The organism is Rhodomicrobium sp., from assembly GCF_047605405.1.
Lineage (GTDB): Bacteria > Pseudomonadota > Alphaproteobacteria > Rhizobiales > Rhodomicrobiaceae > Rhodomicrobium > Rhodomicrobium lacus.
Genome location: NZ_JASGFR010000018.1, coordinates 39306 through 64717, shown reverse-complemented (window position 1 = coordinate 64717; position 25412 = coordinate 39306). Strand labels below are relative to the sequence as shown.

Sequence of the window (25412 nt, the reverse complement as noted above, 5' to 3'; positions counted from 1 at the left end):
AGGCTCCCGTTTTCGATATGGTGGCCGCTTCTTATACAATCTGTGTTCAAAAAGGCGCAGATTGTTCACAAGGCCCATGCTATCGTTTCTGACGAGTCGCCGAGAATTGAAACCGCGTTGAAGCATTGACGAAAGTCTCATGCTAGCAGCATCGATTATTCCTCTTGAGCAAACTCCCGTTCTGCGTGTCCCCGATGTCGGGTGCACCGTGGAACTGAGACGCTCGCCACGCGCGAAACGGTTTTCCCTTAAAGTCAGCCACACCGAGCGTGCCGCGATCCTGACGCTTCCCAATCGGGGATGCGTCGAAGATGCCAGCGCGTTCCTTGCCCGTCATGTGGATTGGCTGAAAAGACAGCTCGAACGACTTCCAGAACCCGTCCCCTTCGCTGACGGCTCCCTCATCCCTTTGCGCGGGCAGATGCATCGCGTCCGCTTCGCCGGTCCCAGGCGCCATTCGCATGTCGTGTGGACCGAGACGCCTGAATACGCCCAGTCGCTGCCTTGTTCGATCGACCGTTCCGACTTGACGCGCGACCTCTCATGTTTTCGCGTCGATCCGCGGATGCCCGCGCTTTTCGTAAGTGGCGATCCGGAGCATGCGCCGCGCCGCCTTCACGACTGGTTCCGGGCCGAAGTGCGCAAGGATCTCGCAGTATGTGTGGAGAAACACGCCCAAACCCTTTCCTGCAGCCCCAAACGCCTTGCGATCCGTGATCAGGCAACGCGTTGGGGCTCCTGCTCCACAAGCGGCACACTTTCTTTTTCATGGCGGCTCATCTTTGCGCCGCCATTTGTTTTGGATTACGTCGCGGCGCATGAAGTCGCGCATCTGAGGGAAATGAACCACGGCCCTCGCTTCTGGCGTCTCGTTCGCGACGCGGTCCCTAATTACCATCGAGCCAAGATATGGCTTAAGACAAATGGGACGGAGCTTCATCGGTTCGGTAGCGAAACTTAATTTCCTGTTTATCCTCTTTGCGTCTGGCTTAACGTGATTTTTTTAGGCACAATGGTTCCGCCTCCACGCTAGCCGCCAGATTACCTTGGACCAGAAAAGACGATTCCCCGAGTTTTATGTGACTGCGCCGCAACCCTGCCCTTATATCCCCGGGCGTATGGAGCGCAAGATCTTCACTCATTTGTCCGCGGATCGTCCCGTAGCCCTTGTCGACAATCTGCTGAAGGGCGGCTTCCGTCGCAGCCAGAACATCGCGTACATGCCCTATTGCGACCACTGCGCGGCCTGTGTGCCCGTGCGCATCGTGGTCAACGAGTTCAAGCCCCATCGCACCCTCGCCAAGATTGCGCGCATCAACGAGGATCTTTCCGCGAGGCGCATCTCCGGCCGGGCCACGCTCGAACAATTCTCCCTTTTTCGCGAATATATCGAAGTCCGCCATGCGGATGGCGGCATGGCCGACATGACGTTGCTCGACTATTCGATGATGATCCAGGATAGCGCGGTCGAGACCTATCTCACGGAATACCGCCTCAAGCCACGCGATGGCGAGAACAGCGGGCCGCTGATCGCAGCCGTCCTATGCGACCGGCTCAGCGACGGCATTTCGCTCGTCTATTCCTTCTATGACCCGAACCTTTCAAAGCGCGGCCTTGGCAATTACATCATTCTTGAACAGGTGGAATTCGCCCGGGCGCGCGGGCTGCCTTATGTCTATCTCGGCTACTGGATCGCGGGCTCGCGCAAGATGGCCTACAAGACCCGCTTCACGCCGCAAGAGCACCTGACACCACTGGGCTGGGTCCGCCGCACCCCGTAAAAGCTCATCGGCAAAGAGCGCGTCTCGCAAAAGGCGGCGCGTTGGAGACACAGACACGCCGAGCGAGGACCATCATCGCGCCATCGGCACAGCACCGACTGTGTCACGCGCGAGCCGGTCAAACAACGCGCCAGCACGAAGATGCTGAAATGCCGCCTTACTCGCCCATCCCGGCCTGCATGACCTCCGCCGTCGCAGCGTCGAGTTTCGCCACCATGTGTCGCCACTTCGCCGCCGTGTTGCGAACGACTTCGTCCATCACGAGGCGAAACTCGCTAAGCATCGAACAACGCCCATCCTCTGACGCCGCCTTGTCGGCATCGAAAGACTGCACCTTGAGGAGCAGGGCGCGGTTCGCGGCATCAATCGCCATCGTCGTGTCATCCTTCACGAACGGCGTCGCCCGCACGGGATAGACATCGTCGGACCAGTTGTGGTGCGCGCGCAGCGCCTGAAGCTTTGCCTGCACCGTCTTTGCGTTGGCATCCTGCAGGCCGGAGATCGCCGCGCCTGCCTCGGCCACCACGGTCTTGAATGCACCCGCATCGCACGCCGCCGCTTGCGCAAAAACTGGCGTGCCCGCACCCACGAACAAGACGAAAAACGCCCACCTGACCTGCATGCCGATTTCGCTCGCCCCAAGCTTCCGCGGTCTCGTTCGGCCCTGATCACCCAAAAGGCACCGCCCGCCCATGAGGATTTCTCGCGCGTCCTAAACGGGCGAAAACCCAACCATCTGCCCGCTCCGGCGAACTGCCATCCATTTCGGCCGGAAGCGACCCAAGCGTCAGCGCAGCGATGCGCAACACCTCGTTAACAAATGGTAATAGACAGTCCACGGTGCGAAATTGTGGCGGAGACGGTGGGATTTCAGCAAAACGCTCGTTAAAACGACGCGCGCCAACCCACACGGAGACACGGCCCAGCCGAGGCCGCCATGGCCACGGGACGCCCCTCACCGCGCGAACGGAGTCGAAAAAAACGCCAGAGCGGGGGCGCTGGCGTTGACATATCCGAGGTTCGCGCCCGAACCGAGAGCAAATGGCGTGTCGCCACTTTACGCGCCAGGACGCGTCTGGAAAAGTGTTAAGCGGGCTTCCGGCAAGACGTAAAAACAGAGAGAGCGCGCTTCTGATTGAACCAAAAGCGCGCTCCAGATCATCGCCACAGCATCGCACCGCAAATCGGGAGCGGCTCTTCGCAAATTGCGCCCGATTTAACGCGAGCCGATTAGTACGTGAAGTTGAACTTGTAGGCGGCGCCGATACCGGCCTGCCACTGGTCTTCGTCGCCACGAAGTTTGACGAGCGGGCTGTCGGCGGCATCGCCTTCGAGACGGTTCCACTCCGCGAAGCCGCGGATCGACCAGCGCTCGTTGACATCATAGCGCGCGCTTGCAGACACGCCCACGGAGTTCAGCCCGCCGCCCGCGTTATAGGCATATCCAAGATTGAGGTAGTTGCTCGGCGTCGAGAAGAACTCGGAGTTATAGTCACCGGACACGAATTTCAGGCGCGGCCCAACGGTGAACTGCCACTGCGCAGCGGGGCGGTAGATGAAGTCCGCGATGAGGTTGGCCTCAAAGCCTTCCGCGCCGGTGACGCCCTGCAGAAGTTCCACGCGCGTGCGAATGAACGGAACCGGGTAGTATTCCGCGAAGCCGCCGAGCTGGATCGTGTAGTCGATATCGCGAAGGCCCGTGAGAGCGCGGCGATCGTCGCTGACGTTGCGCTCGTCGATATAATTGCCCGCGAGACCGAAGCGGAAATTGGCCGTCTGATAGAGGGTGAAGCCGAACGCATCGTTGGGAAGGCTCAGCCACTCCTTCTCGCCCGCGCGATAGAAATCGAAGATCGGGCGGAACGTGAAGTCCGTATCCTTCGCGCCGGGGAAAGACGGCTCCACAGCCGCGTATCCGCCGACAGTCACCACCCAGTACGGAGCAGCCGCACCGTCCTTGTATCCGCCGCTTTCACCAAAAAGGTCCGCCGCCTGAGCGCTACCCGCTGCAAAGCCCAGCAACGCGACACAGGCCGCAGCCTGTTTCAATCCCACCATAGCCCACGCCCTTGCCGTTAGACGTTATAATCTGTGCGTAACATGGCTGAGTCATACCGTAATGGCTTGTATTTTCTAACGGCGAGACGAGCGAAACGCGATGCAAGTTGTAATTTTGCACCGAAATCAGGCACGCGTCCCCAATGCCCGCGCGAAAGCAAAAGGATGTTCTACTGGTGGATGTCGAATTTATAGCTGCCGCCGATGCCAACGATAACCTGGTCGCTCGCGCCCTTGAGATCGACGCGCGGACTGTCTGCGGCAGGGCTCATCAACTGGGTATAGTCGAGAAAGAATTTCGCGCTGAACGTGCTCGTCAGATCGTATTTGCTCGTGAACTCGCCGCCCGATGACAGAAGCCCACCCTCCGCGCGATAGGGCACGTAGGTGTTATGATGCCTGAAAGCGATTTGCGTTGAGAAATAATCCGACGCATAGCGATCATTCACAATCTGCGCGCGAGGTCCGAGCGTAAGCACGAGATCTTCTCTCGGCTGCCAGATGTAGTCCGCGGACAGGTTTGTCGCAAAGCCAAGGTTGCCGTTTATGCCCTGCAGCAATTCCACCCGGGTTCTGATCATATCCAGCGGATAATATTCGAAAAATGCCCCACCTTGAAGGGTAACATCGGCCTTGCCCAGATGCAGATCGATGTCCTGACCGTGCAGTCGGCTCTGCAGCGAAATGTCGGCAGCCGGACCTGCGCGGAAATTGTTGGTTTCGTAGAGGCTGTAGTCGAAGGCGTCGTTGGGAAAGGAAAGCCACTCCTTGTCGCCCGCTTCGCGGATATCGATCTGAGGCTTGAAGCTTCCCCCATAGCGCCGGGAGCCGAGATAGGTCGGCTCGAAAACGCCATAGCCGCCAAGCTCCACGATCCAGACCGAGGGCGTGCCTTCGACTGGATGAGGGGCATCGACGGCGCGCGCAGAGCCGACGGCGCAGACCACTAACACAACCCCAGATACCGCTGCTCTGTGAGACATCATCATTCAGGCTCCGCAGGCGAAGCATAGTTCAAACAGCGAGCTTGCGAAATCCGCCGTCTGAAAGCGCGAACAAATTTAATGTAATAGGAGTTCGCACCAACTCCGCTGGCCGAGAAGGATCCGACCAGCTTCGCTATCCCTGCACGCGATGAAAAAGGAATTCCCTGACTTTCTTGGCGAGTTCTTCCGCGCCGAGGTCGTGGAAGTTCTGATCGGTGCCAGGAACCACCGACAAGGTCACGGTCTTGAGCTGCGAAAACTCGCCTTCCGCCGCCTTGATCTCCGGAAGCGCGGGGTCGCCGTCACCGACCGCAATCAGGACCGGCAGCTTGATGCTCGGCAAGAGGTTGGTCGTCTTGAACTTGGGATTGGACGCGTAATAGTTGGCGAAAGCACTCGCCGTCACCGCCGGATTGGAGCAGGTCAGGAAGCCCGGAACATTGACGAACTGATTGCCGTTCTGGTTCGCCACGAGTTCTTCCGCCTGACCGAGATACTGCCGCAGCGAGCCCTTGAAAATGGCGCGATATTCGGCTTCGGCGCTCTCCTCCGTCTGCATCAGCGGAGCCATCAGCACGACGCGTTTCACGCTCTTGTCGAGGCGGTTGATGGCGTAAAGCGCAACCTGATTGGCGCCGCGACCATGCCCCGCAACCGTTATGGAAGCAGCGCCCTTGTCCTTCAACCACTTCACCCAGTCCGCGATTTCGTCGATCGCGTCCTCGTGGTGGTGCGCCTGCTCCAGCGCGCAGTTGAAGTTGCCCTTGCGGCTGTCGAAGCCGAGCCCGAGCGTGATTGCGAGCGTATTGACACCCTGATCGCGCAGCGCGTCCTGAAGCGTCGCGATGGGCTCCATGCGGTCACTGCCGAGCGAGTTGTGCACGATGAGCACCGCGCCGTCGCTCTTCAGCGACTTGCCGGGCGCGATTTCCAGATTGGCTGTGAGGCCGAGGCCGAGATGCTCGATCGTGACCCGTTCGGCGGCGCAAGGGGCCGCTCCCGCCGCGATCATGGCAGCGAAGGCCGTGACAATAAGGCCGCGCATGAATCCCCTTCCCAATGGACAAACCCGCAGCCTGCTGGCTAGCGGGCGTTATGGACGAAATCAGGGCCAAGAGCGCGATCAAGTCAATGGCGCGGCCGCAGGGTGTGGGGAAAACGTCGGGATATCGTTCAGACGTCTATCGACGGCGCTGTTTTGACGTGGGTTTTCCTCTTCGGGGCGGCCTGCCGGCGAGGGGCGCCGGCCCGCTTGCCGGTGACGCCGCGACAGAAACGGGGCGCTTCGCTGTCTCTGATTCGGAGCGGCCGCTTGCCGGGACGGAGCGCTCGCGGCGCGCCTTGGCCCATATGTTGAAAGCCTCCACCAACGCCGCAAAACCCATGGCGAAGTAGATATAGCCTCGCGGAATGTGAACCTCGAAGCCGTCGGCGATGAGCGCCACGCCGATGAGGAACAGGAAGGCAAGGCCGAGCATCTTCGTCGTGGGATGCCGCTTGATGAATTCGGCGACCGGGTTCGCCGCCAGAAACATGACGGCGATGGCGATGCACACCGCCGCCACCATCACCTCGATGTGCTGTGCCAGACCGACCGCCATGATGATGGAATCGAGCGAGAAGACCATATCCATCACGGCGATCTGCGCGATGACGGCGGAATAGCTCGCCTTCGCCGTTGCGGCGTTCGCGTGCCCATCCCCCTCGATGGAGGCGTGAATTTCCTGTGTCGCCTTGACGAGCAGGAACAGGCCGCCCCCTATCATGATGAGGTCGCGCCACGAAAATTCGCGCCCGGCCGCGGAAAACACCGGATAGGTGAGATGAATGATCCAGGATATCGCAAAGAGCATTGCGATCCGCAGCACGAGCGCGAGGCTGAGGCCGATTGCGCGCGCCTGCCTTGCCTGATCCGGCGGCAAACGCTGCGTGAGGATCGAAAGCACCACGATGTTGTCGATGCCGAGGACGATTTCGAGCGCCGTCAAGGTGACGAGCGCGGCCCAAACGGACGGATCGAGCAGTAATTCCACGGATGATCACCCGCCCGGAAGCGGTCCCTTCAAATCAAGCGCCGGACTGTGCCGTCAGCTCCGGTGCATCGGAAGCAGAAGCGCTGCGCCTTTTTCCGCTGACGCCGACTGCGATGAGATAAACCGCGGCGACCGCGAAAACGATCCGTTCTCCGATCGTGCCCGGAAAGCCGTGGAGCATCGCCGAGATCGCGGCGGCGCTCCATGCCAGCACGACGCCGAGGGTGAGAAGGCGCAGCCGTCGAACGCGCACCGGATGAACCCAGCATAGCGGAATGAAGGTGAAGACGACGCAAAGGGCGATGACGACCGCCGCGACGACCTGATCGAGGCCGAGCACAAAGCAATAAAGGACGACCGCGTTCCAGATTGCCGGGAAGCCGACGAAATAGCCCTCGGCGGTTTTGCTTTCCGTGTCGGAGAAATGATAGAGCGATGAAAGCAGGATGAGCGCGGCCAGAGGCAGGCGCAGGCCCTCAGGCGCGATGGGCGATGTCACCACCATATAGGCGGGAACGGTGACATACGTCAGATAATCGACGACGTGGTCGAGTTCTTCTCCCGAAAAGCGCGGGAGCGTCTTCTTGATGTCGAGCGCCCTCGCGAGAGGGCCGTCTATGCCGTCCACCACCAGCGCGACGCCGAGCCATGCGAACGCGGCTTCCCATTGAGAATCGCTCGCGGCCATGAGCGCGAAAAGACCGAAGACGGCACCGCTCGCGGTGAGAAGATGAACACCGGCGCAGGCCCAGATCTTAAGCGTCGAGACGAAGCGCGAGGTCATCCGATAGCCGGGGTGATGTCAGAACTTATGGGTAAAGGTGCCCTTGATCTGCACGTCGTCCTTTTCGAGCGAGCGCTGATCGAATTGCAGCGGTGGCGCCGACAACTCGGACGCAGAACCGCCATTTTTGGGGCCATACAACAGTTCGAGACCGAAGTCGAGTTTCGGCAGGGTTCCAACCACGCCGATACCGGGTATGGCGACTTCCGTACCGCCCGACTTTTGCACTTGATCGCTCGGAGCATTGAAGTCTGCCTGAGGCATGGCAGGCTTCGCAAGGGGAGACGAAGGGATCTGTGCCGCAGCCGGAGGTGTGACCGGCTCGGCTGTAAAGGCTTCTGCCCTTGTCGGCTGCTGGGCCAGCAACAAGGCGATACAACACGCCAGTGCTGCCTCCTTCAACTTTCCTTGCCAGCCCATGCACTTTACTCCCCGCTACACGCTTAAGATGATTGCGAACCTCTATGAATGCAAGTTCGTTGATTCATCCTTTAAGTACCTCTGTTTTCAGAGGTTTTCGGATCTTTAATGCGCAAGCGTTGCGAAAAAGCACCAACCTTGCGTGAAGCTTGCCATAATTTCGGCTCAATGAGCTAGCGCGAGGTGGACGTTTGATTGTGGAGCCAATCGAGATAGGATGCGGCGACATCGCTGGGCTCGAAGACAAGGATCGCGGGTACGGAGTAGGGATGCCGCGCGGAAATTTCATGCATGACCCGCGCCTTCATGCTCTTTCTGGTCTTGACGAGCATGACGGCTTCGTTTCCGGTTTCGAGGGCACCCTGCCAACGATAAATTGAAACCATTCCGGGAAGAATATTGACGCAGGCGGCGAGTTGCTCTTCCACCAGCGCACCGCCCAATTTCCGAGCGTCCTCTTCACTTGGAAGCGTGGTATATATGACGATCATAGCAGCATCTTCGGTCATGGCTTCTTCTCGGACGGATTTACCAATGGACATCGCTTTTCGGCGGGTCGGCTTGCCGGACAACGGGGCCGGGCTCTCATGGCCGAGGTAATCCCCGCCCCGAGCCGCGGCGCCGTCTTCGCGGATAAGGTGCGTCTGGGCTTCGTTGCAAGCCCCGCGCCGGAAGCCCAGGCCGCCTTGAAGCGGCTTGCGAAACGCTATGGCGCTGTCGATCCGTCATCAGCCAGCGTCATCGTGGCGCTCGGCGGGGACGGGCTCATGCTGTCCACGCTCCACCGCTTCATGGGCACCGAGGTGCCGATCTACGGCATGCATCGCGGCTCGGTCGGCTTCCTCATGAACGAGTTCATCGAGGACGACCTGCCCGAGCGCGTGGCCAACGCCAAGCTGTCGATCATCCACCCCCTCAAGATGCAGGCGGAGAACATGGCGGGCGAGACGCTGAACGCGCTCGCGGTGAACGAGGTTCATCTCTTCCGCCAGACCGCGCAGAGCGCGCGGCTGTCGATCTCGGTCGACGGCAAGGAGCGCATCGGCGAACTCGTCGCCGACGGTGTTCTCGTGGCGACGCCAGCCGGAAGCACGGCCTATAATTTCTCGGCGGGCGGCCCGATCCTGCCGCTGAAAGCGAAGCTTCTCGCGCTTACCCCCATCAGCCCGTTCCGGCCGAGGCGCTGGCGCGGCGCGCTCCTCTCGAACAAGGCGCTTGTCAAGATCACGATCCAGGAGGCCGGAAAACGCCCGGTGAGCGCGGTGGCCGACCATGCCGAATTCCGTAATGTTCTATCCGTGACCATTCGCGAGGAGCGAGCCGTGGGTTTGAAGCTCCTTTTCGATCCCGGCCACGCACTTGAGGAGCGCATCCTCGCCGAGCAGTTCCGGTTCTGACGTTGCGTATTCCGGCAACGGCAAAAGCGCGACGTAACTTTTGTCGGGTAATGATGCGAGATGCGCAAAAATGAGGTTTGCGATGCGGACGGGTCTTGCATGTCTCCTTGGCCGCTCGTGCATCGGCGGCTTGGCCCTGCTTCTGGCGACAGGCGGGGCAAGCGCTGAAACGCGCGCTGTGATCGTGCTCGATGCGACCGCGCAGATGAATGCCCATCTCGGCGGGAAGACGAAGATCGACACTGCGCGAAGTAGTATTGGCGGTGCGCTAGCGAAACTCGGACCGAATGTCAGGGCGTCGTTGTGGACGTTTGGCGGCAATCCGCAGAAGAAGTGCGAAGACCGCGCCAATGCGCTCGCCGGTGAACCGCAGGAAGCGACGCTTCCGGCGCTGACCAAGGCACTCGCCAGGATCGAGCCGAAAGCAGGCCGCGCGCCCGCGTTCTCCGCGGTCGAGGAAGCGGTAAAGGCACTTGGCGGCGACAAGCCGATTTCCGCCGTGCTGATCGCCGGGACCGGCGACGACTGCGCGACGGATGTGTGTTCTGCGGCTCGCGCGCTTCACGAGACCGCGCCGCAAGCGAAACTCACCGTATTCGGCCTTGGCGCGAACGAGAAAGCGGCGGCTGCCTATACCTGCGCGGCTAAAGCCATGGGTGGGGCCTTCGCGGCGGTCAAGACCTCGGCCGACCTCGACAAGGCGCTGCGTCAAGCCTTTGCCGAGGTGGCGAAGGCCGCGCCCGAAAGCGAGCCTGCCGCGCCCGCGAAAGCCCCCTCCCCCGTCCCTCCTGCGACGGCAACAGCCCTTCCCTCCGCCCCCGGAGCGGACGCCGGGAAGGCCGCCGCAACGCCAGCGGATGAAGCAGCACCCCCCGCGCCTGCAACAACGACGGCCGAGGACAAGCCAGCGCCGCTTGCTCCATCCCAGCCGGAGCCGAACGTCGTTCTTTCCGCCACGCTTGCGCAAGGGTTGCCGCTTCTGGACGCCGGCGTGACCTGGGAAATATTCAAGATCGTGCCGACGCCCACCGGCCAGACGCGCGCATCCGATGCGCCGCTCTGGGTCGGAGGCGGCGGACAGGGAAAGGCAAGGCTTCCCGATGGCCGTTATAAGGTCGCCCTTACCTATGGCCTCGCCACCGCGAGCGCGGAGTTATCGGTCGAGGGCTCGAAGGTGGAACGCACGGTGCCGTTCGACGCGGGTACCATCGCGGCGGAGGCCCTGAAATCGCCGGGAGGGGACGCGGCGGCTGGCGCGTTCTTCATCCTCTACAGGAAGGCCGCGAACGGCCGCCGGGATGAGATCGCCCGCTCAAGCACCGCTCCCGCGATCTTTCACGTGAACAGCGGCGATTATGTCCTCGCGGCGACGGCGGGGCTTTCGAGCCTCGAAACGCCGGTGCGGGTCGAAGGCGGAAAGGTTGCCGTCGTCAGCATGACGCTGAACGTCGGGACGCTCGCGGTAAGGGCATTGGCAGCCCCGGCGGCGGCGACCACGCTTCCGGCCTGGTATCGCCTCTTCACCGACGGCGCAACCCCGGTTGCGAAAAGCGGTGCCCCGCTCCTTCGTTTGTCGGGCGCATCGCCGCGCATTGATCTTCCGGCAGGAACCTATCGCCTCGAAACCGTGTACGGCGCTATAAGAGACGTGCGAACGGTGAGCGTCGCGCCGGGACGGACGACGGTGGAAAACGTCGTTCTCGACGTAGGCGAGGCAAAAATCGCTCTCCTCTCCGGCAAGCAGGACGGCATCTGCGCCGTCTTCGAGGCGGGCAGCGAACGCACCGCCCCGCCCCTGATCCGCGCAGCCGGTGTCGAGCCGCATTTCATTCTGAAGGCGGGGCGATACGACCTTGAATGCCGGACAAAGAACAATCCGGACCTGCCCCGCCGTGCCGAAATCGTCATCGTCGCCGGAGAAATGAAGACGACGAATCTGGCGCAGTGACCGCTTTCGCCTCAATTTCATCGAAGGCGGTTTCTAGGCTCTCTCGCGCGGCGGACGCTGCCTGATCCGGGGACGATTTGACATCCGATGACGACCTTCCGGGGAGAAAAAACGATGCGCGCTGCAATGCTGGCGATTCTTGCGCGCGCCTTCGCAATCGCACTTGTCGCGGCGGCATGCCCGACGATGAGATCCGGCCCAGCCGACGCCGCGCCGAAATCGAGGAGCAGTTCGAACGTCGTCGACGGGGAGGAAATTCCGACTGACGCGGAGGCGGTCATCCCGACAGACGGCGGACAGGAGGCGGAGCAACCGCATGCGCGGCCGGCGCCGCCGACATCGGGACCGCCCGCCCCAGTCACCTTCACAGCCTATCTGAGCGAAGGCAGCGCGCCCATGGTGGCAGACGTGGTCTGGCGCGTTTTCCAGCAGCGCAACGCCCGCGATGGCACCTACAAGCTCGTGACGAAAATTTACGAGGCCCGCCCGACGCTCGAACTCAAGCCCGGCCGGTATCTGGTCAACGTCGCCTATGGCCGCGCGAACCTCACCCGGAAGATAGACGTCTGGCCGCAGACGCCCGTCAACGAGGATTTCGTCGTCAACGCAGGAGGCCTTCGGCTGATGGCCACGCTGGCGAATGGCCCTATCGTGGCCGAGCACCTGCTCAAGCTCGAAATCTATTCCGACGCGCAGGATCAAACGGGCAACCGGCAGCGGCTGTTCAGCGACCTTCGTCCCGGCATCGTCATCCGCCTGAACTCCGGCATTTATCACATCGTCAGCACCTACGGCGACGCGAACTCTGTCGTGTCTACGGACATCGTGATCGAGCCCGGCAAGATCGCCGAGGCGAATGTCGATCACGATGCGGGCAAGGTCACGTTGAAGCTCGTGCAGCGCAGGGGCGGCGAGGCCGTCGCCGATACGCGATGGACGATCTACAATGCCAGCGGCGAGGTCATCCGCGAAAGCGCGGGCGCGTTCCCGACGCATGTGCTGGCGGCGGGGGAGTATCGAGTGGCTGCCCAGCATGGCGACCGGCAATATGCTGGGGCCTTCACGATCGCCGCGGGCGATACCAAACTCGTCGAGGTTCTCATGCAGTGACCGCTGGGCGAATTGGCGGCCCTGAACTTCGCTCGGGCGCTTCTCGTGGAGGATGGCGGTTTCACCACGACCGATCCGGTTTTGGAGAAAGCGCGCCGGATTCAGCAGCAGGTGCCTGCCTACAAATCGGTATCCATATGAATAAGGGATGCGATCGACGCGGCGTAATAGTCGGCTGGAAGGCGGCTGCCGCTTGCCTTGTCGAAGAGATGAAGCCGTTGCGGTTCGTACCCGAGAACGACGCGCTCTCCCGGCTTGGGCACATCGCGGTCGAAGGCGCGAACGCAGAGTTTCGAGCCCAGCCCATCGGCATAGATTTCCACTTCGCCGCCGAGATGCTCCACGGCGGTCACTGTCGCCGCGAATTTCTCCTCTTCTCGACCGGGGTTGATCGAGAGATGCTCAGGCCGCAGACCGGCCACCAGACTTTTGGCGTCGTCGCGAGGGACCGCGCCTAGAATCGCTCCGTCATTCGCACGCACGCCGCCCTCGACTCGGGTCACGTCGAAGACGTTCATCGGCAACGTGCCAATGAAGCGAGCGACAAAGAGATTGGCTGGCCGATCATAGAGTTCGAGTGGCGCCCCTTGCTGCATGATGGTGCCCGCATTCATGAGCACGACGCGGTCTGCCATCGTGACCGCCTCAACCTGATCGTGGGTGACGTAGAGGGTGGTGACCTCAAGTTCCTTCTGCAGGGTGCGGATTTCCTGGCGCATGGCCTGACGCAATTGCGCATCGAGGTTTGACAGCGGCTCGTCGAGGAGAAACGCCACCGGCTCGCGAACGATGGCCCGCCCCATCGCGACACGCTGCCGTTGCCCGCCCGAGAGCTGTTTCGGCCTGCGGTCGAGATAGGGCTCGAGATGCAGGATCCTCGCGGTCTTCTCGACGCGCGCGGCGATCTCCGAAGCGGGAAACTTCCGCTGCCTCAGCCCATACGACATATTCTCGCGAACCGTCATATGCGGATAAAGCGCGTAGGACTGAAACACCATGGCAATGTTGCGCGCCTGCGGCGGGATGTGTGTCACGATCTCCCCGTTGAAGCGAATCGTGCCGGATGTCGGGGCATCCAGCCCCGCAATCAGCCGAAGGAGCGATGACTTTCCACATCCGGAGGGACCGAGGACGGCGACGAATTCACCGGCATCGATGTCGAGATCGATGCCGCGCAGGATCGGCTGCCCGCCGATGGTCTTTGTCAGTCCTTCAAGCGAAATGGTCGTCATGGCTTACCTGATTGAGCCTGCCGTCATGCCCTCGATCAATCGCCCCTGAAATGCGTAGGCTATGATGAAGACGGGAAGAATGCCTGCGAGCGATGCGACCGCCATCTGCCCGAAATTGACAATGCGGTCGCCCTGAAAGATCGAGAGCGCGACGGTGAGCCCCCTCACGGCGTCGTCCTGCGCGAAGACGGACGCAAACAGGAACTCATTATAAGCGAGGATGAGCGTAATGAGCCCGGTGGCAACGAGCCCCGGCGCCAGCAGCGGCAGGTTGATTTGCACGAAGGTCTTTATGTAGCCCGCGCCATCCGTCCAGGCTGCCTCGTCGAGTTCGACCGGGATTTGTTTCACGAACCCCCGCAGGAGCCAATAAGCCACCGGGATATTCATCACGCCGTAGAGGATGATCATTCCCGGTACGGTGTTCAGAAGTCCCGTAATCCGCATCAGGAAGAATAGCGGCAGCAGCGAGACGACAGGGGGCGCCACGTAGCTCGCGAGAGTGAGTTGCCCCACAAAATCGCCGCGTCCGAGTTTTGCGACGGCATAGACGGCTGGCGCGGTGATGACGAGCGTCAGAAGCGCGGATGCGCCGGCAATGAGAAGCGAGTGCCAGATGAAGGCTGTGAGGTCGATGAATTCGAACGTCTTGAGCCAATTGTCGAAGGTCGGATGAGCCGTGAAGAATCGGCCCACAAGCACCTCGTCGCGCGTCTTGAAGGACAGCGCGCCGAGATAAGCAATCGGAAGCAGAAAGAACAAAAGGACCAGAAACAGACCTGCGGCAGAGATCGAACGCCGGAAGATCGACACGGATTTTGCCGCCATGTCAGATTCTCTCCTCGAAGCGCTTGTGGAGCCGGAGAACGGGAACCAGCACCAGCGAGATGAAAACCGCGAACAGAACCGTTTCGGCGGCGGCGAGCCCCACGTCGAAACTGCGCATGGCAAGCCGCCAGATCCCGAAATTCGGCAACGCCGTCGAATTGCCGGGCCCCCCATAGGTCAGGATGTAGACGAGGTCGAACGTCTTGAACGCCATGACGAGCCGCAACACGAAGATGGCCGCGAGCGCGGGCGCCGTGAGCGGGAGCAGGATCGTCCAGAAGATGCGCCCTTCGCTTGCCCCGTCGAGGCGCGCGGCTTCGACGACATCTCCCGGCACCTGTTTCAACGCGGCATATGCCATGATGGCGATGAAGGGTGTCCACTGCCAGACATCGGCGACGATCAGCGAGATGTCTGCCCACGGCTGACTTCCGAGAAAGGATATGGGCGCGTCGATCACGCCCCAGGCCTGCAGTTTGCCATTCACAAGCCCCCCCGCCGGGGCGAGCATCAGCTTCCAGGCCGTGCCGACGAGTACGGGCGGCGTCATGAGAGGCAGGAGGACCGAACCACGGATCAGCGAATCGCCGCGCCTCGGCTTGAGAAGGAGCAACGCGAGCGCTGTTCCCGCGACGAGTTCCAGCCCCGTGACAGTCAGTGCGAACACTGCCGAGCGGAGAAGCGAGGTTAGAAAGACACCCCCGTCTCCGCCGCCCGCCCAAAGATAATTCGAGCCCCAGACCCACGACTTGAAGGGTTGGCCGAGTGTGGATTTCGTCAGCGAAAGGGCAACCAGATAGATCGCCGGATATATCGCAAAAACGACCAGACCAACGACGAGCGGGACAAGAAGGATGAACGCAGCCCTTTGCCGACTGACGTGAGCAAAGGGCGGCGTAATGGCAATCGACAGTTGCACGTCTACCCCGTCAGGCGAGCAGGTGCTCCCACTCTTTTTGCGCCGCCGCCAATGCATCCTTCGGCTTTATCTGCCCGTTGAGCGCAAGTGACAGTTGGTCAGTCAGCGCTTCGAGAAGCTTCGGCGACTGCGGTCCGTTCGGCCAGGTGAGGGTCTTGCTCGACGCAGCGATGGCAGCCTGCACTTTTGGAGCGAAGGCCTTGTAGCTGCCTGCGTTGAGGCCGGACGTACGCGCCGGATCGATACCGGAATTCTGCAAGGTCAGAAGCTGCAACGTCACATCTGCCGATGTTGCCCAGCGGACGAATTCCCAGGCAAGGGCCTTCTTCTTGGAGCCGGTGGATATGGCCCAGCCGAAGCCTGCATTGAGCGATGCGACATTCGCCTTGTTGTTGCCGCCGAGCGGGACCGGCGCGGCACCCCATTTATCGACGATTTTCGAGTTGGCGGGATCCTGCGCTCTTACGCCCAGATCGCTCCAGAATTCGATGAAGGCCGTCTTGCCGGCGAGGAATGCGGGCAGCCCTTGCTCGAACGCGGTTTCCGATGGCGTCGGCAGCGCATAGGGTGCCACGCGCACGAGCTCTTCTGCGGCGGCAATCGCTTCTTCTGAAAGAAGATTGGGCTTGCCGTCCTTGAGGAACGACCCGCCGAAACCAGCGAGCCGGTTGCCGTAGGTAGAGATGAGGATGATCGGAACCTTGAAGCCGAGCACTGCTGCGCCGTAAATCCCGTTCGCCTTTTCCTTTTCCGTGATGAGTTTTACTGCGTTGTAGTAGTCGTCCCAGGTCTTCGGGACAGCTATGCCATTTCGCGCAAGAATCTCATTATTGTAATAGAGAAGATGGGTATCGCCGTCGTAGGGAAGCCCGTAGCGTCGGCCATTCACGAGCGAGTAAGGGTCGTAGATCGCCGGCAGGAAATCTTCCGGCTGGACGAGCGCCTTGTCCTTCTCGATGAGATCGGTCAAGTCCTCCACGACCTTGTCTTCAGCCAGTGCACCGATGGTCGCGTACCAATAGTCGTGCACGTCGAAGCGATTGGCGCCTGACTGCACGTCGAGCGTCGCCTGCGCCTGAATCTGGTCATATGGGATAACTGTGAAATTGAGCGTAACGCCGAATTTTTCGAGGAATTCCTTTTTCAGGTACTCACCCGTGACCGCATGGGGCTGGATAATGGTGAGGTTCAGTTCCTGACCCGCATAAGCCCGCGAAGCGAGCAGCGGGGATATGCCGAGAGTCGCGCCCGCAGCGGCGGCGGCTGCGCCCTTCAGAAAATTGCGGCGGTCGAGAGCAACTCCGGCGATTTTGTCAGTATCTCCCATCGTTCATTACCTTTCGTCGAGAGAGCAGGACAAGGGACGATACGGCCGGTCTTCCAAGCAGTCGGAGCTCGAAAGACCGGCACTTCCAAGAGCGATGAGGATCGCGCCTGCGCTACTTGAGGGAAGCTCCTTCCGCTTTCGGCGTGTACAGCGGCACGGTCACACGTGTGAACAGACGGTCGCCGGCAGCTTCGTTCTTCCAGTAAAGCGCGCGCTCATAGTAGGCGTCGAACTGGAAGGAGCCGAAATTGTAGCCGACGATCGGGCCGACGCCGAATTCCTCGGCACGATTGCCGTCACCGTTGACCTTCCTGCCGAACTGAACGTCATCGGTGAACTGATAGCGCCAGTAGCCGCCGAAACCGACCGTCCAGTTGCCGATGGCCTTGTTGATCGAGAAGTCCGTATTGAAGACATTCCCCGATTTGTAGTCTGTTTCTTCGTTCTTCTCGTTGATATCGACGAGGAACTTGGCACTGATGTTCCAGCCATTATGCAGCCAGCTGATCCCGACGCTCGGCTCGTAGGCCCAAAAATTGGAGCTGGGCAGCGCGCCACCGGGCACCCTCGAATCGAACGTGCCATCGGGAATGTAGATCCCGAGACCGACCGAAACGTGCAGATCGTTCGGCAACTGCCAGGAAAGATTGACCGGCGAAATGATCGTGGAGAAAAAGCCGCTTCGGTTCACGTTTCCGCCGACCTTCGGATCCGACTCGATGTGGTCGAACGGCTGGACGATCGCGAAGGCATACTGAGCGCCCAGGATCTTGATATCCGGGACAAAAATCACCGCAGGGACGTTGACGTAACCGGTGATGTCGTCTCCGGTGTAATTGCCCTTCGCATCGTGGTTCTTGATCGGAGCGTAGAAGAATACGTTCTGGAAATAGACGCCCGGAGGCGGCAGCGCGCCGACCGCGCTCCCGAGGCTGATCCCGTCGGTATAAGGAACCCAGTTTTCAACAGCTGACGCCTGACCAGCCGCCATCGTTGCGCCCGCTATCGCGAGCGCAGTGCCCAATTTTCTCATAATTCCCCTCGAATGCCCCAGCGAGCCCCACAGCCCGCGCCCATTATTTGTATATAAAATCTATCAACATTAATTGGTAATGTAAATTTGAACTGAAGCGCGAAGACGCCAAAATGAGAAGTTTTCTCAGCCTGTTGTCGTTTTGTAACAAACTACATTTCGGCTCGTTGATGGAAATATTTGGTAGCAACGCGGCAAGGGTAGCGCTCGCCTTCTCCCGGCATGGATGGCGAAGAAAATTCCTCCACGCCACTTCTGATTGCGACGCGCGATCAGAGTTATTCAATCCCCGATTGTACCAAATTCACAATGGCGCTGGGGGCCAACAAAGCAGCGTTGTCGGACGCGATGGAGTCGGCTCGAATCAGATGACTTCTGTGCGCAGCACAATCTTGCCTCGCTTACGCCCTTGCTCGCTTAGCCGGTGCGCATCTGCGGCATGCAAAAGCGGAAACTCAGTTCGACGAGCGGTCGAACTTTTCCTGCATCGATCAGCGCAGCAATGTCCGATAGCTGCCAAGCGTTCGGTGAGACGATCTGACGAACGCGGGTTTTATCCTCGCGTCTTCGGTCGCCGGCGGCCAACGGCGTTCGACCGCGAATCGGAAACCAGCGAGACATGCCCCCCACGCTTAATTGTTGACTTATTATATATATTAAATTGAATATTGACTTGGTTTGAAGGGCAAGATTCGGGAGCAGAAAATGGCAAACGGTGGGAATGGCATACAAGACGGAAAACGTTCAGGCATCTCAAGGCGCAAGCTGCTCGGTGGCTTCGGCGCGGCAGCCTTGGCCGCGACTGGCGGCGTTGGCGTCGGCAAGGCGTTCAGCCAGGCAAACGTGATCGCGAAGCCGACAAAAATCCGCATCGCCTGGACCGAAGTGGCAGCCTGCCATTCGCCCGCGGCTTTCGGCCTTGCCAAGGGCTTCTATGCCAAGCACGGCCTCGACGCCGAACTCTTCTTCCAGGGGGCAAGTGGACAGACGCTCATCCATGCGCTCGCAACGAACAAGGCCGATGTCGGCCTCGGTCTCATACTCGACTTTCTGAAACCGCTCGAACAGGGCTTCGACCTCAAGCTCTTCGTCGGGACCCATGGCGGTTGCCAGAGGCTGCTGGCATCGAAGGCGTCCGGCGTCACCACAGTCGAGGGATTGAAGGGCAAGACGATATCAGTCGCCGATCTCGCCGGCCCGGCAAAGCTGTCCTTCAGCGTTACCCTCGCCAAAGCCGGGATCGACCCGGAGACGGATGTAAACTGGAGGGCCTTTCCGTGGAACCTGGTTGGTGAGGCTGTGAACAAGGGCGAAGCGCACGCGCTCGCACAGTTCGACCCCTGGGCCTACACCTATCGCAAGGAGTTCGATCTCATCCAGCTGGCGGACACGCAGACCGGCATCTATCAGGATCGCGTGTGCTGCGTGATCGGCGCCAACGTGCCGTATCTCAAGGCCAACCGGGATGCGGTGCGCCGCCTCGCCGAGGCTACCGTCGAGGTCCATGAATACGCGGCCAACCACCCCGAAGAGGTCGCGCAATATTACTTCGATACGTTCAAGCCGCAGATTTCGCTCGCCGATCTCACCGACGATCTCGACAGCATGGTCTACCACAACCACCCGATCGGCAAGGAACTGATCCAGCAGGTCAAGGATTCCCTCGACGATTTGAAGCTCATCAAGGTCATTTCAGGCGACGCCGACTCGGTCGAACTCGCCAATCAGTTCACCGACAACATTCTGGTGTAGCAGATGACGTCCGTTGCAATCGGAAATATTCGGCTGCGGCAAGGGATTCTGGGTGACGTCTGGTATCCTGGCTTCATCGCCGCCGGGACATGGCTCCTTGCGGCGATCGTCACCGATACGTTCCCGGATGTCTCGCGATGGGGCAGCCGGGATCGTTTCGTGCTCTTGCTGGAGGCTGGCGCCGCGATATTGCTTGCGCTCGGCTTTATCAACAACAGGCTCGGCAAGACGGGGCGCGTCATCGATCACTATGGGCACTGGCTCATCGCGCTCGGAGCCATCTTCACCTTTTGGGAAGTGGTGACCGCGAAGACGGGGTGGCTTCCCAAGCCGTTCTTCGCGCCGCCGCAGGCGCTGCTCCATGCCTACGTCGATGACCGGCAACGCATCGGCTACTGCATATTGGCTTCGCTGCAACTCTGGACCCTGGGCTTCGTCATCGGCGTCGCGGCCGGCTTCGTGACGGGTGTCGCGCTTGGCTGGTCGCAACTGGTGAACTACTGGGGCATGCCGGTGCTGAAGCTCATCGGCCCGGTGCCGGCAACCGCCTGGCTTCCCATCGCGTTTTATGCCTTTCCGACGACTTTTCAGGGCGGCGTATTTCTCGTGGCGCTTGCGGCGGGCATTCCGGTTGCCATTCTGACGGCTTCCGGCGTGTCGCAGGTCAACCGCGCCTATTACGACGTCGCGCGCACGCTCGGCGCCGGAACTTCGTTCCAGATTCTCCGGGTGGCCGTGCCCGCCTCGCTGCCGCACGTGTTCGTCGGCATCTTCATGGGGCTCTACTACTCCTTTGCCACACTCGTCGTCGCCGAAATGCTCGGTTCGAAATACGGACTGGGCTGGTATCTCTCCTGGGCCAGCGGTTACTCCGCTTACGCCAATGTCTACGCCGACCTGCTGCTGATGGCCGTTCTGTGCGCGGGGATCGTAAAGCTCGTCTTCACGGTCCGCGACCGTACGCTTTACTGGCAGAAAGGTATCATCTGATGAGCGGCGTTCTACGTGCGCTTCGGCATATCACTGCGGCGCGGATCGCTCTGGCAGGCACCGTCGCACTGGTGGCCGCTATGGCATGGTGGTGGCTGGCGTTCCAGCCACTCATCGAGATCGCGGACATGCCGCTGTCATCGGCGGCGGCATGTCTCGTTGCCGATTCGGACTTGTGCTCGCTCGCCCGTGCCCTGTGCAGGCGGCCGCATTTGCTCGATCTCGACAGCTACCACCCAGCCGCCTTCTGGAGCGCATTCGGGTTGCTTTCGCTCGCGGCGCTGAGGGGGCTGTCGCGGGATCCCGCGTGACCTGCCGAGCCGTGTGATTGCACGATACGGCAGGGGGCACGCCATGCCGAAGCCGTATTCGTAAGTGGAAATGGCGAAGCTTTACCTGCACCGGTCCGGGTCGCGGGAGCGGTGGAGATCGCCTCCCGCCGGAGCGGACAGGTTCCGGCAACCTGCCATTTCCGAAAGAAGCAATCCATGACCCGTCGCCGGCAGAATCGAATCCTTCGCGTTGTCGTTGCCGTCCTTTTGGGCTTCATCGCCTTATCGCTGTTTGCGAAGCTGAACGATGACAATCCCCGCCTTTCGAATCTCTATGAGTTCATCAAGGATTCTTCGCTCCTGATCGCAACCATCGCGGTTGCTTACCTCGCAAATATCTATCAGCGAAGACAGACCTTCCTTGATTCCCTTCGGGAGCAGTGGCGCGAGATCGTCAAGACGAAAGGGGCTTTGCTCTATTATTGCAGGATGCCGCAGCCCGATTCCGAACATTACTGGAGAACATTCACCCAGCTCTCCGAATGCATCGACAATATGCGCATCGTCTATGCCAATGTCGGCGAGACCGACAAACTGATAGGCGCTTACCCTTTCGAACCTCTCCACGACATGCGGCGGGCTTTTGAAAAGCTGGACCCTGCCGCTTCGCCCATCGGTGATCGCAACCTTGTTTGGGGCGAAATCGAGCAGGCGTTCAACGCAATTCGCGAGAAGTTCCTCGACGAATTCGACATCGAGGAGCCGTCAAAGCCGATCCTGAGAAGAGGGGCCGGGCGAACGAAAGTCAAGGGCGCCCGCGTCTGAGAACAACGCTCCGGCGATCGGCGCTATCGCCAAAAGCGCTTAACAAGCGCATTCGGCTTCGGGTTTATCCGGGCCGTCACGTCTTCAGCCGGTAGCCTGTCTTGAATACCCAGTAGACGGCGAGGATGCACAGCGAGAGGAAACCCGCCGTCATGGCGAGGCTCACGCCGGGGCTGACATCGGCGATGTCGAAGAACGACCAGCGGAAGCCGCTGATAAGGTACACGATGGGATTGAACAGCGTCACCGTCTGCCACGCGGGCGGCAGCACGTGGATCGAATAGAACGCCCCGCCGAGGAAGGTCAGCGGCGTGATCACGAGCAGCGGGATCACCTGAAGCTTCTCGAAATTGTCCGCCCATATGCCGATCAGGAAGCCGAACAGGCTGAAGGTGATCGCGGTCAGCACGAGAAAGCCGATCATCGCCACCGGATGAGCGATGTCGAGCGGCACGAACAGACCGGCGGTCGCCAGCACGATCAGGCCGAGAATGATCGATTTCGTTGCCGCCGCGCCGACGCAGCCGAGCGCGATTTCAAGGCCCGAGATCGGCGCGGACAGGATTTCGTAAATCGTGCCGAGGAAGCGCGGGAAATAGATGCCGAAAGACGCGTTCGCCACGGAGTTCGTGAGGATGGTGAGCATGATGAGGCCGGGCACGATGAACGCGCCATAGGTCACGCCCTGCATGTCGGTGATGCGGCCGCCGATGGCGGAGCCGAACACCACGAAGTAAAGCACCGTCGAGATGACGGGCGAGACCACGCTTTGCAGAAGCGTGCGGCGCATGCGCGCCATTTCGAACGTGTAGATTGCGTAAACGCCGCGCCAGTTCATTTGCCGCTCACCAGTCCCACGAAGATGTCTTCGAGCGAGCTTTGCTTCGTGTTCAGATCCTTGAAGCGGATGCCCGCCGCCGAAAGCTCGTTAAGAAGCGCCGTGATGCCGGTGTGCTCGCCCTTGGTGTCGTAGGTATAGACGAGTTGCTGGCCGTTCCCTGTGAGGAGGAGACTGTGGCGGCCAAGTTCCGGCGGAAGCCCCGCGAGCGGCTGCGCAAGGTCGAGGATGAGTTGCTTCTGTCCGAGCTTGCGGATCAGTTCCGCCTTTTCCTCGACGAGGATGATCTCGCCCTTGTTGATGACGCCGATGCGGTCCGCCATCTCCTCGGCTTCCTCGATGTAATGCGTGGTGAGGATGATGGTCACGCCCGCGTCGCGCAGCTTGCGGATCAACTCCCACATGCTGCGGCGCAGTTCGACGTCCACGCCTGCCGTCGGTTCGTCGAGGAACAGGATCTGCGGCTCGTGCGCGAGCGCCTTCGCGATCATCACGCGGCGCTTCATGCCGCCCGAGAGCGTCATGATCTTGCTGTAGCGGCGTTCGTAAAGCGAGAGATCCTTCAGCACCTGATCGATGAAGGCGGGATTCGGCGCCTTGCCGAAAAGGCCGCGGCTGAATGAAACCGTCGCCCAGACCTGCTCGAACGTGTCGGTCGCGAGTTCCTGCGGGACAAGCCCGATCAGCGAGCGCGCCGCCCGATAGTCCCTGACGTTGTCATGGCCGCCGACGGTGACCGTCCCGCCGCTCGCGTTCACGATGCCGCAGATGATGCTGATCAGCGTGGTCTTGCCCGCGCCATTCGGGCCGAGCAGCGCGAAAATCTCGCCCGGCGCGATGTCGAGGCTCACGCCCTTGAGGGCGACGAGGCCCGAGGCGTAGGTCTTGCTGACGTTCGAGACGGAAATGATGGGGGGCATGGAGATCTTGGAGGGAGGAAGAGGCGCGCCGATTTTTCTTTGGAAACCCTAGAAAGCAGAAATCGACCGCCCTGTCACCTTTTGCCGGTGCCACCTCAGACCGCCCGGCTATTTCATGATCAGGCCGAGCTTCACGAGGCGGGCGCGGATGCCGCCTTCCTGCCGCCCGACGGCGGCGGCAATCGCCTTCACGCTCTCGCCGCGCTTGTAGCGGGCGGATACGTCGGCCTCCTCCTCCACGCTCCATTTCCTGTATGCGTGCTCGGGGGCGCCGTTCCTCACGCTTTCGACGGACGCGGGCGCCGGGGCGGCGGGCGACGGCGTGGCGGGACCGGCGGGCAGCCCCTTCATCTCGCGCAAGTTGGATACGCGCAGCGCCTCGATCTTCTCCGCCCCCTGCGCGGCCAGTCGGTCGGCCTCGCTCTCCGACGCTTCGCGAAAATCGGCGTCCTTCGCCAAAGCCTCCGGGTGCACACGCAAGGCGCGCTCATTCCAGCCGAGAAGATGAAGGCCGCCGAGCGCGCGAACCCGCGACAGAGCGACATAACCCTGCCCGTATTCGAAAGCGTTCGACAGATCCATCAGCGCCGCGTCGAGCGACATGCCCTGGCTCTTGTGCACGGTGATCGCCCATGCGAGCCGCAGCGGCACCTGCTCGATTCCGGCCTTCACGGCGTCGTCTTCCTGCACCTTCCATTCGGCGGGCTTTGCCGTGACCGTGAAGCCGCTTTTCGTTTCGACCACCGGCCAGCCGCCTTCGCGGTCGAAATTGCAGACGACACCGAGCGTGCCGTTCACGAAGCGGCCTTCGGGGTCGTTCTTGGTGAACATCACCACAGCGCCGAGCTTCAGCGCGAGTTCTTCCGGCGAAAGGCAGCCTCGCTTGAGCCCCTCGGACAGCACCTTGTCGCCCATCGTGCTCATGAGGAAGACGTTCGGCTCGCCCGGCAGCTTCATGAGTTCGGAGTGGTTGATGCGGTCCACGTCCATGTTGTGGGTGTAAAGCCGGGTGATGCCATGCGGCAGCGTCTCGCGCGTGGGCTTGCGGCTGGCTAGGATTTCGAGGTGCTCGCGCCGGCAGGCGTTCGAACGGATGGCGCCGAGAAGCTCGGAAAACGCGCGGTCGGTCTGGCGGTGCTGTTCGGTCAGGTAGCAGATGGCGGGGTCGAGGTCGCGCCACGCGCGGCTTGCGTAGGCGAAGGGCGACGCGTCTGCCTCGTCCTGGCTTTCCGTCTCTGCGCCCGGATGCTCGTCGCGGCGCACCACGGGCGGAAGCTGGAAGAAGTCGCCGACGAACACCGTCTGGATGCCGCCGAAGGGCGCGGACGATTTGCGCACATACTGGCAGACCTGGCTGACGGCGGTGAGCGTCTGCCCGGACAGCATCGACACTTCGTCGACGATGAGGACGCGCGCCTTCTTGATGCGGTCGGTCACGCGACGGTTGCGCGCTATGAAATCGAGGTCGGCGCGTGACAGGTTCGAGCGCGTGCCGATGCCGCTCCATGCATGCACCGTCATGCCGCCAAGCTGGGCTGCCGCGATGCCGGTCGACGCGGTGACGCTGACGGGGATGCCCTCGCGCCGCAGATAGCCGACGAAACGCGACGCGACGTAACTCTTGCCGCTGCCCGGCTCGCCCGTGAGGAAGACGCTCGCTCCCGATTTGAGGATTTGAAGTGCTTCGTCCTGTCTCATGCCTGCTCGCCACCCCTCTGAGTGCGCAAACATAGCGGATCGCGAAAGGCCCCAACAAGCTGCGATTGAGCCCTGTCCCCTTCCTTCGCGCGGTGAGGGGCACCGCCGCCGGAACCGGCGCCGCGCTTTACCGCCATGAATAGCGCGACGAGACCGATTGTGTGCCGTCGAACCGGCTAAGGTATGAATTGAAAGGACGTATGCATGCCGAAGCACCTCGCGAGAATGGTTTTCCGGCCCGCGCTGCGGTCTGTCGAGGCG

26 protein-coding genes are annotated in these 25412 nt (G+C 61.1%); 9 read left to right on the top strand and 17 right to left on the bottom strand.

From position 1 onward, the window contains the following. The first annotated feature begins 139 nt into the window (after positions 1-139). Positions 140-961, top strand: a complete 822-nt coding sequence (locus tag QM659_RS09165; RefSeq protein WP_415188189.1) for a M48 family metallopeptidase — start codon at positions 140-142, stop codon at positions 959-961. Positions 962-1046: 85 nt separating this feature from the next. Continuing rightward, positions 1047-1781 carry an arginyltransferase gene (locus tag QM659_RS09160; RefSeq protein ID WP_415188188.1) on the top strand — a complete coding sequence of 245 codons (735 nt, stop codon included), beginning with the start codon at positions 1047-1049 and terminating at the stop codon, positions 1779-1781. Positions 1782-1938: 157 nt separating this feature from the next. Here QM659_RS09160 and QM659_RS09155 read toward each other — a convergent pair whose 3' ends face one another. From QM659_RS09155 to cutA, 8 genes are all read right to left on the bottom strand, one after another. Then, entirely contained in the window at positions 1939-2403 is a 465-nt protein-coding gene (locus QM659_RS09155; protein WP_415188187.1) for a hypothetical protein, read from the bottom strand. Positions 2404-3011: 608 nt separating this feature from the next. Then, positions 3012-3839, bottom strand: a complete 828-nt coding sequence (locus QM659_RS09150) for a MipA/OmpV family protein (RefSeq protein ID WP_415188186.1) — start codon at positions 3837-3839, stop codon at positions 3012-3014. A 170-nt stretch (positions 3840-4009) separates the two neighbouring features. Beyond that, positions 4010-4786 (bottom strand): MipA/OmpV family protein, encoded by a 777-nt coding sequence (locus tag QM659_RS09145; protein ID WP_415188185.1) that lies wholly within the window; start codon positions 4784-4786, stop codon positions 4010-4012. A gap of 172 nt (positions 4787-4958) precedes the next feature. Then, entirely contained in the window at positions 4959-5870 is a 912-nt protein-coding gene (locus QM659_RS09140) for an alpha/beta hydrolase (RefSeq protein WP_415188184.1), read from the bottom strand. A gap of 136 nt (positions 5871-6006) precedes the next feature. Next, complete coding sequence (locus QM659_RS09135; RefSeq protein ID WP_415188183.1) at positions 6007-6858, bottom strand: TerC family protein; 852 nt, start codon at positions 6856-6858, stop codon at positions 6007-6009. A 34-nt stretch (positions 6859-6892) separates the two neighbouring features. After that, on the bottom strand, positions 6893-7642 hold the full coding sequence (locus QM659_RS09130; RefSeq protein WP_415188182.1) for a CDP-alcohol phosphatidyltransferase family protein: 750 nt from the start codon (positions 7640-7642) through the stop codon (positions 6893-6895). 18 nt (positions 7643-7660) lie between these two features. Beyond that, positions 7661-8062: a hypothetical protein gene (locus QM659_RS09125; protein ID WP_415188181.1), complete on the bottom strand. Its 402-nt coding sequence runs from the start codon at positions 8060-8062 to the stop codon at positions 7661-7663. Positions 8063-8235: 173 nt separating this feature from the next. Then, on the bottom strand, positions 8236-8634 hold the full coding sequence (cutA, locus tag QM659_RS09120; RefSeq protein ID WP_415188180.1) for a divalent-cation tolerance protein CutA: 399 nt from the start codon (positions 8632-8634) through the stop codon (positions 8236-8238). 15 nt (positions 8635-8649) lie between these two features. On the opposite strand from cutA, the gene QM659_RS09115 reads away from it, so the two are divergent. The 3 genes from QM659_RS09115 to QM659_RS09105 all read left to right on the top strand — a co-directional run bounded on the left by QM659_RS09115 (position 8650) and on the right by QM659_RS09105 (position 12517). After that, positions 8650-9459 carry an NAD kinase gene (locus tag QM659_RS09115; RefSeq protein ID WP_127076706.1) on the top strand — a complete coding sequence of 270 codons (810 nt, stop codon included), beginning with the start codon at positions 8650-8652 and terminating at the stop codon, positions 9457-9459. An 82-nt stretch (positions 9460-9541) separates the two neighbouring features. After that, complete coding sequence (locus QM659_RS09110) at positions 9542-11407, top strand: hypothetical protein (protein WP_415188179.1); 1866 nt, start codon at positions 9542-9544, stop codon at positions 11405-11407. A gap of 114 nt (positions 11408-11521) precedes the next feature. Then, positions 11522-12517 (top strand): hypothetical protein, encoded by a 996-nt coding sequence (locus QM659_RS09105; protein ID WP_415188178.1) that lies wholly within the window; start codon positions 11522-11524, stop codon positions 12515-12517. Between the two features lie 119 nt (positions 12518-12636). Here QM659_RS09105 and QM659_RS09100 read toward each other — a convergent pair whose 3' ends face one another. The 6 genes from QM659_RS09100 to QM659_RS09075 form a co-directional block, all read right to left on the bottom strand. Next, positions 12637-13749 carry an ABC transporter ATP-binding protein gene (locus QM659_RS09100; protein WP_415188177.1) on the bottom strand — a complete coding sequence of 371 codons (1113 nt, stop codon included), beginning with the start codon at positions 13747-13749 and terminating at the stop codon, positions 12637-12639. 3 nt (positions 13750-13752) lie between these two features. Then, positions 13753-14577, bottom strand: a complete 825-nt coding sequence (locus tag QM659_RS09095) for a carbohydrate ABC transporter permease (RefSeq protein WP_415188176.1) — start codon at positions 14575-14577, stop codon at positions 13753-13755. Between the two features lies 1 nt (position 14578). Then, the gene (locus QM659_RS09090; RefSeq protein ID WP_415188175.1) at positions 14579-15496 is read right to left on the bottom strand and encodes a carbohydrate ABC transporter permease; all 918 of its coding nucleotides are present in this window, start codon (positions 15494-15496) and stop codon (positions 14579-14581) included. 10 nt (positions 15497-15506) lie between these two features. Continuing rightward, positions 15507-16823, bottom strand: a complete 1317-nt coding sequence (locus QM659_RS09085) for an ABC transporter substrate-binding protein (protein WP_415188174.1) — start codon at positions 16821-16823, stop codon at positions 15507-15509. Positions 16824-16935: 112 nt separating this feature from the next. Next, positions 16936-17856, bottom strand: a complete 921-nt coding sequence (locus QM659_RS09080) for a transporter (RefSeq protein ID WP_127076713.1) — start codon at positions 17854-17856, stop codon at positions 16936-16938. Positions 17857-18220: 364 nt separating this feature from the next. Next, the gene (locus tag QM659_RS09075) at positions 18221-18376 is read right to left on the bottom strand and encodes a zinc-binding dehydrogenase (protein WP_415188173.1); all 156 of its coding nucleotides are present in this window, start codon (positions 18374-18376) and stop codon (positions 18221-18223) included. 185 nt (positions 18377-18561) lie between these two features. On the opposite strand from QM659_RS09075, the gene QM659_RS09070 reads away from it, so the two are divergent. The 4 genes from QM659_RS09070 to QM659_RS09055 all read left to right on the top strand — a co-directional run bounded on the left by QM659_RS09070 (position 18562) and on the right by QM659_RS09055 (position 21695). Next, positions 18562-19608, top strand: coding sequence for an ABC transporter substrate-binding protein (locus tag QM659_RS09070; protein ID WP_415188172.1), 1047 nt, complete (start codon positions 18562-18564; stop codon positions 19606-19608). Positions 19609-19611: 3 nt separating this feature from the next. Further along, positions 19612-20598, top strand: coding sequence for an ABC transporter permease (locus tag QM659_RS09065; RefSeq protein ID WP_415188171.1), 987 nt, complete (start codon positions 19612-19614; stop codon positions 20596-20598). Further along, on the top strand, positions 20598-20909 hold the full coding sequence (locus tag QM659_RS09060; RefSeq protein WP_415188170.1) for a hypothetical protein: 312 nt from the start codon (positions 20598-20600) through the stop codon (positions 20907-20909). Before QM659_RS09065 ends, QM659_RS09060 begins: the two co-directional genes overlap by 1 nt. A 177-nt stretch (positions 20910-21086) precedes the next feature. Then, positions 21087-21695, top strand: a complete 609-nt coding sequence (locus tag QM659_RS09055) for a hypothetical protein (RefSeq protein WP_415188169.1) — start codon at positions 21087-21089, stop codon at positions 21693-21695. A gap of 76 nt (positions 21696-21771) precedes the next feature. On the opposite strand, the gene QM659_RS09050 is transcribed toward QM659_RS09055, so the two are convergent. The 3 genes from QM659_RS09050 to QM659_RS09040 all read right to left on the bottom strand — a co-directional run bounded on the left by QM659_RS09050 (position 21772) and on the right by QM659_RS09040 (position 25151). Then, the gene (locus tag QM659_RS09050; RefSeq protein ID WP_127076719.1) at positions 21772-22533 is read right to left on the bottom strand and encodes an ABC transporter permease; all 762 of its coding nucleotides are present in this window, start codon (positions 22531-22533) and stop codon (positions 21772-21774) included. Then, positions 22530-23453, bottom strand: a complete 924-nt coding sequence (locus QM659_RS09045) for an ABC transporter ATP-binding protein (RefSeq protein ID WP_415188168.1) — start codon at positions 23451-23453, stop codon at positions 22530-22532. Before QM659_RS09045 ends, QM659_RS09050 begins: the two co-directional genes overlap by 4 nt. 108 nt (positions 23454-23561) lie before the next feature. Continuing rightward, positions 23562-25151: an ATP-dependent DNA helicase gene (locus tag QM659_RS09040; protein WP_415188167.1), complete on the bottom strand. Its 1590-nt coding sequence runs from the start codon at positions 25149-25151 to the stop codon at positions 23562-23564. Positions 25152-25412: the final 261 nt, after the last annotated feature.

Excerpts from the sequence above, each read along its gene's own strand:
- QM659_RS09165 (WP_415188189.1), top strand. The coding sequence starts at position 140 with ATGCTAGCAGCATCGATTATTCCTCTTGAGCAAACTCCCGTTCTGCGT.
- QM659_RS09155 (WP_415188187.1), bottom strand. The coding sequence starts at position 2,403 with ATGCAGGTCAGGTGGGCGTTTTTCGTCTTGTTCGTGGGTGCGGGCACG.
- QM659_RS09150 (WP_415188186.1), bottom strand. The coding sequence starts at position 3,839 with ATGGTGGGATTGAAACAGGCTGCGGCCTGTGTCGCGTTGCTGGGCTTT.
- QM659_RS09140 (WP_415188184.1), bottom strand. The coding sequence starts at position 5,870 with ATGCGCGGCCTTATTGTCACGGCCTTCGCTGCCATGATCGCGGCGGGA.
- QM659_RS09130 (WP_415188182.1), bottom strand. The coding sequence starts at position 7,642 with ATGACCTCGCGCTTCGTCTCGACGCTTAAGATCTGGGCCTGCGCCGGT.
- QM659_RS09125 (WP_415188181.1), bottom strand. The coding sequence starts at position 8,062 with ATGGGCTGGCAAGGAAAGTTGAAGGAGGCAGCACTGGCGTGTTGTATC.
- QM659_RS09115 (WP_127076706.1), top strand. The coding sequence starts at position 8,650 with ATGGCCGAGGTAATCCCCGCCCCGAGCCGCGGCGCCGTCTTCGCGGAT.
- QM659_RS09110 (WP_415188179.1), top strand. The coding sequence starts at position 9,542 with ATGCGGACGGGTCTTGCATGTCTCCTTGGCCGCTCGTGCATCGGCGGC.
- QM659_RS09105 (WP_415188178.1), top strand. The coding sequence starts at position 11,522 with ATGCGCGCTGCAATGCTGGCGATTCTTGCGCGCGCCTTCGCAATCGCA.
- QM659_RS09100 (WP_415188177.1), bottom strand. The coding sequence starts at position 13,749 with ATGACGACCATTTCGCTTGAAGGACTGACAAAGACCATCGGCGGGCAG.
- QM659_RS09095 (WP_415188176.1), bottom strand. The coding sequence starts at position 14,577 with ATGGCGGCAAAATCCGTGTCGATCTTCCGGCGTTCGATCTCTGCCGCA.
- QM659_RS09085 (WP_415188174.1), bottom strand. The coding sequence starts at position 16,823 with ATGGGAGATACTGACAAAATCGCCGGAGTTGCTCTCGACCGCCGCAAT.
- QM659_RS09080 (WP_127076713.1), bottom strand. The coding sequence starts at position 17,856 with ATGAGAAAATTGGGCACTGCGCTCGCGATAGCGGGCGCAACGATGGCG.
- QM659_RS09070 (WP_415188172.1), top strand. The coding sequence starts at position 18,562 with ATGGCAAACGGTGGGAATGGCATACAAGACGGAAAACGTTCAGGCATC.
- QM659_RS09065 (WP_415188171.1), top strand. The coding sequence starts at position 19,612 with ATGACGTCCGTTGCAATCGGAAATATTCGGCTGCGGCAAGGGATTCTG.
- QM659_RS09060 (WP_415188170.1), top strand. The coding sequence starts at position 20,598 with ATGAGCGGCGTTCTACGTGCGCTTCGGCATATCACTGCGGCGCGGATC.
- QM659_RS09055 (WP_415188169.1), top strand. The coding sequence starts at position 21,087 with ATGACCCGTCGCCGGCAGAATCGAATCCTTCGCGTTGTCGTTGCCGTC.
- QM659_RS09050 (WP_127076719.1), bottom strand. The coding sequence starts at position 22,533 with ATGAACTGGCGCGGCGTTTACGCAATCTACACGTTCGAAATGGCGCGC.
- QM659_RS09045 (WP_415188168.1), bottom strand. The coding sequence starts at position 23,453 with ATGCCCCCCATCATTTCCGTCTCGAACGTCAGCAAGACCTACGCCTCG.
- QM659_RS09040 (WP_415188167.1), bottom strand. The coding sequence starts at position 25,151 with ATGAGACAGGACGAAGCACTTCAAATCCTCAAATCGGGAGCGAGCGTC.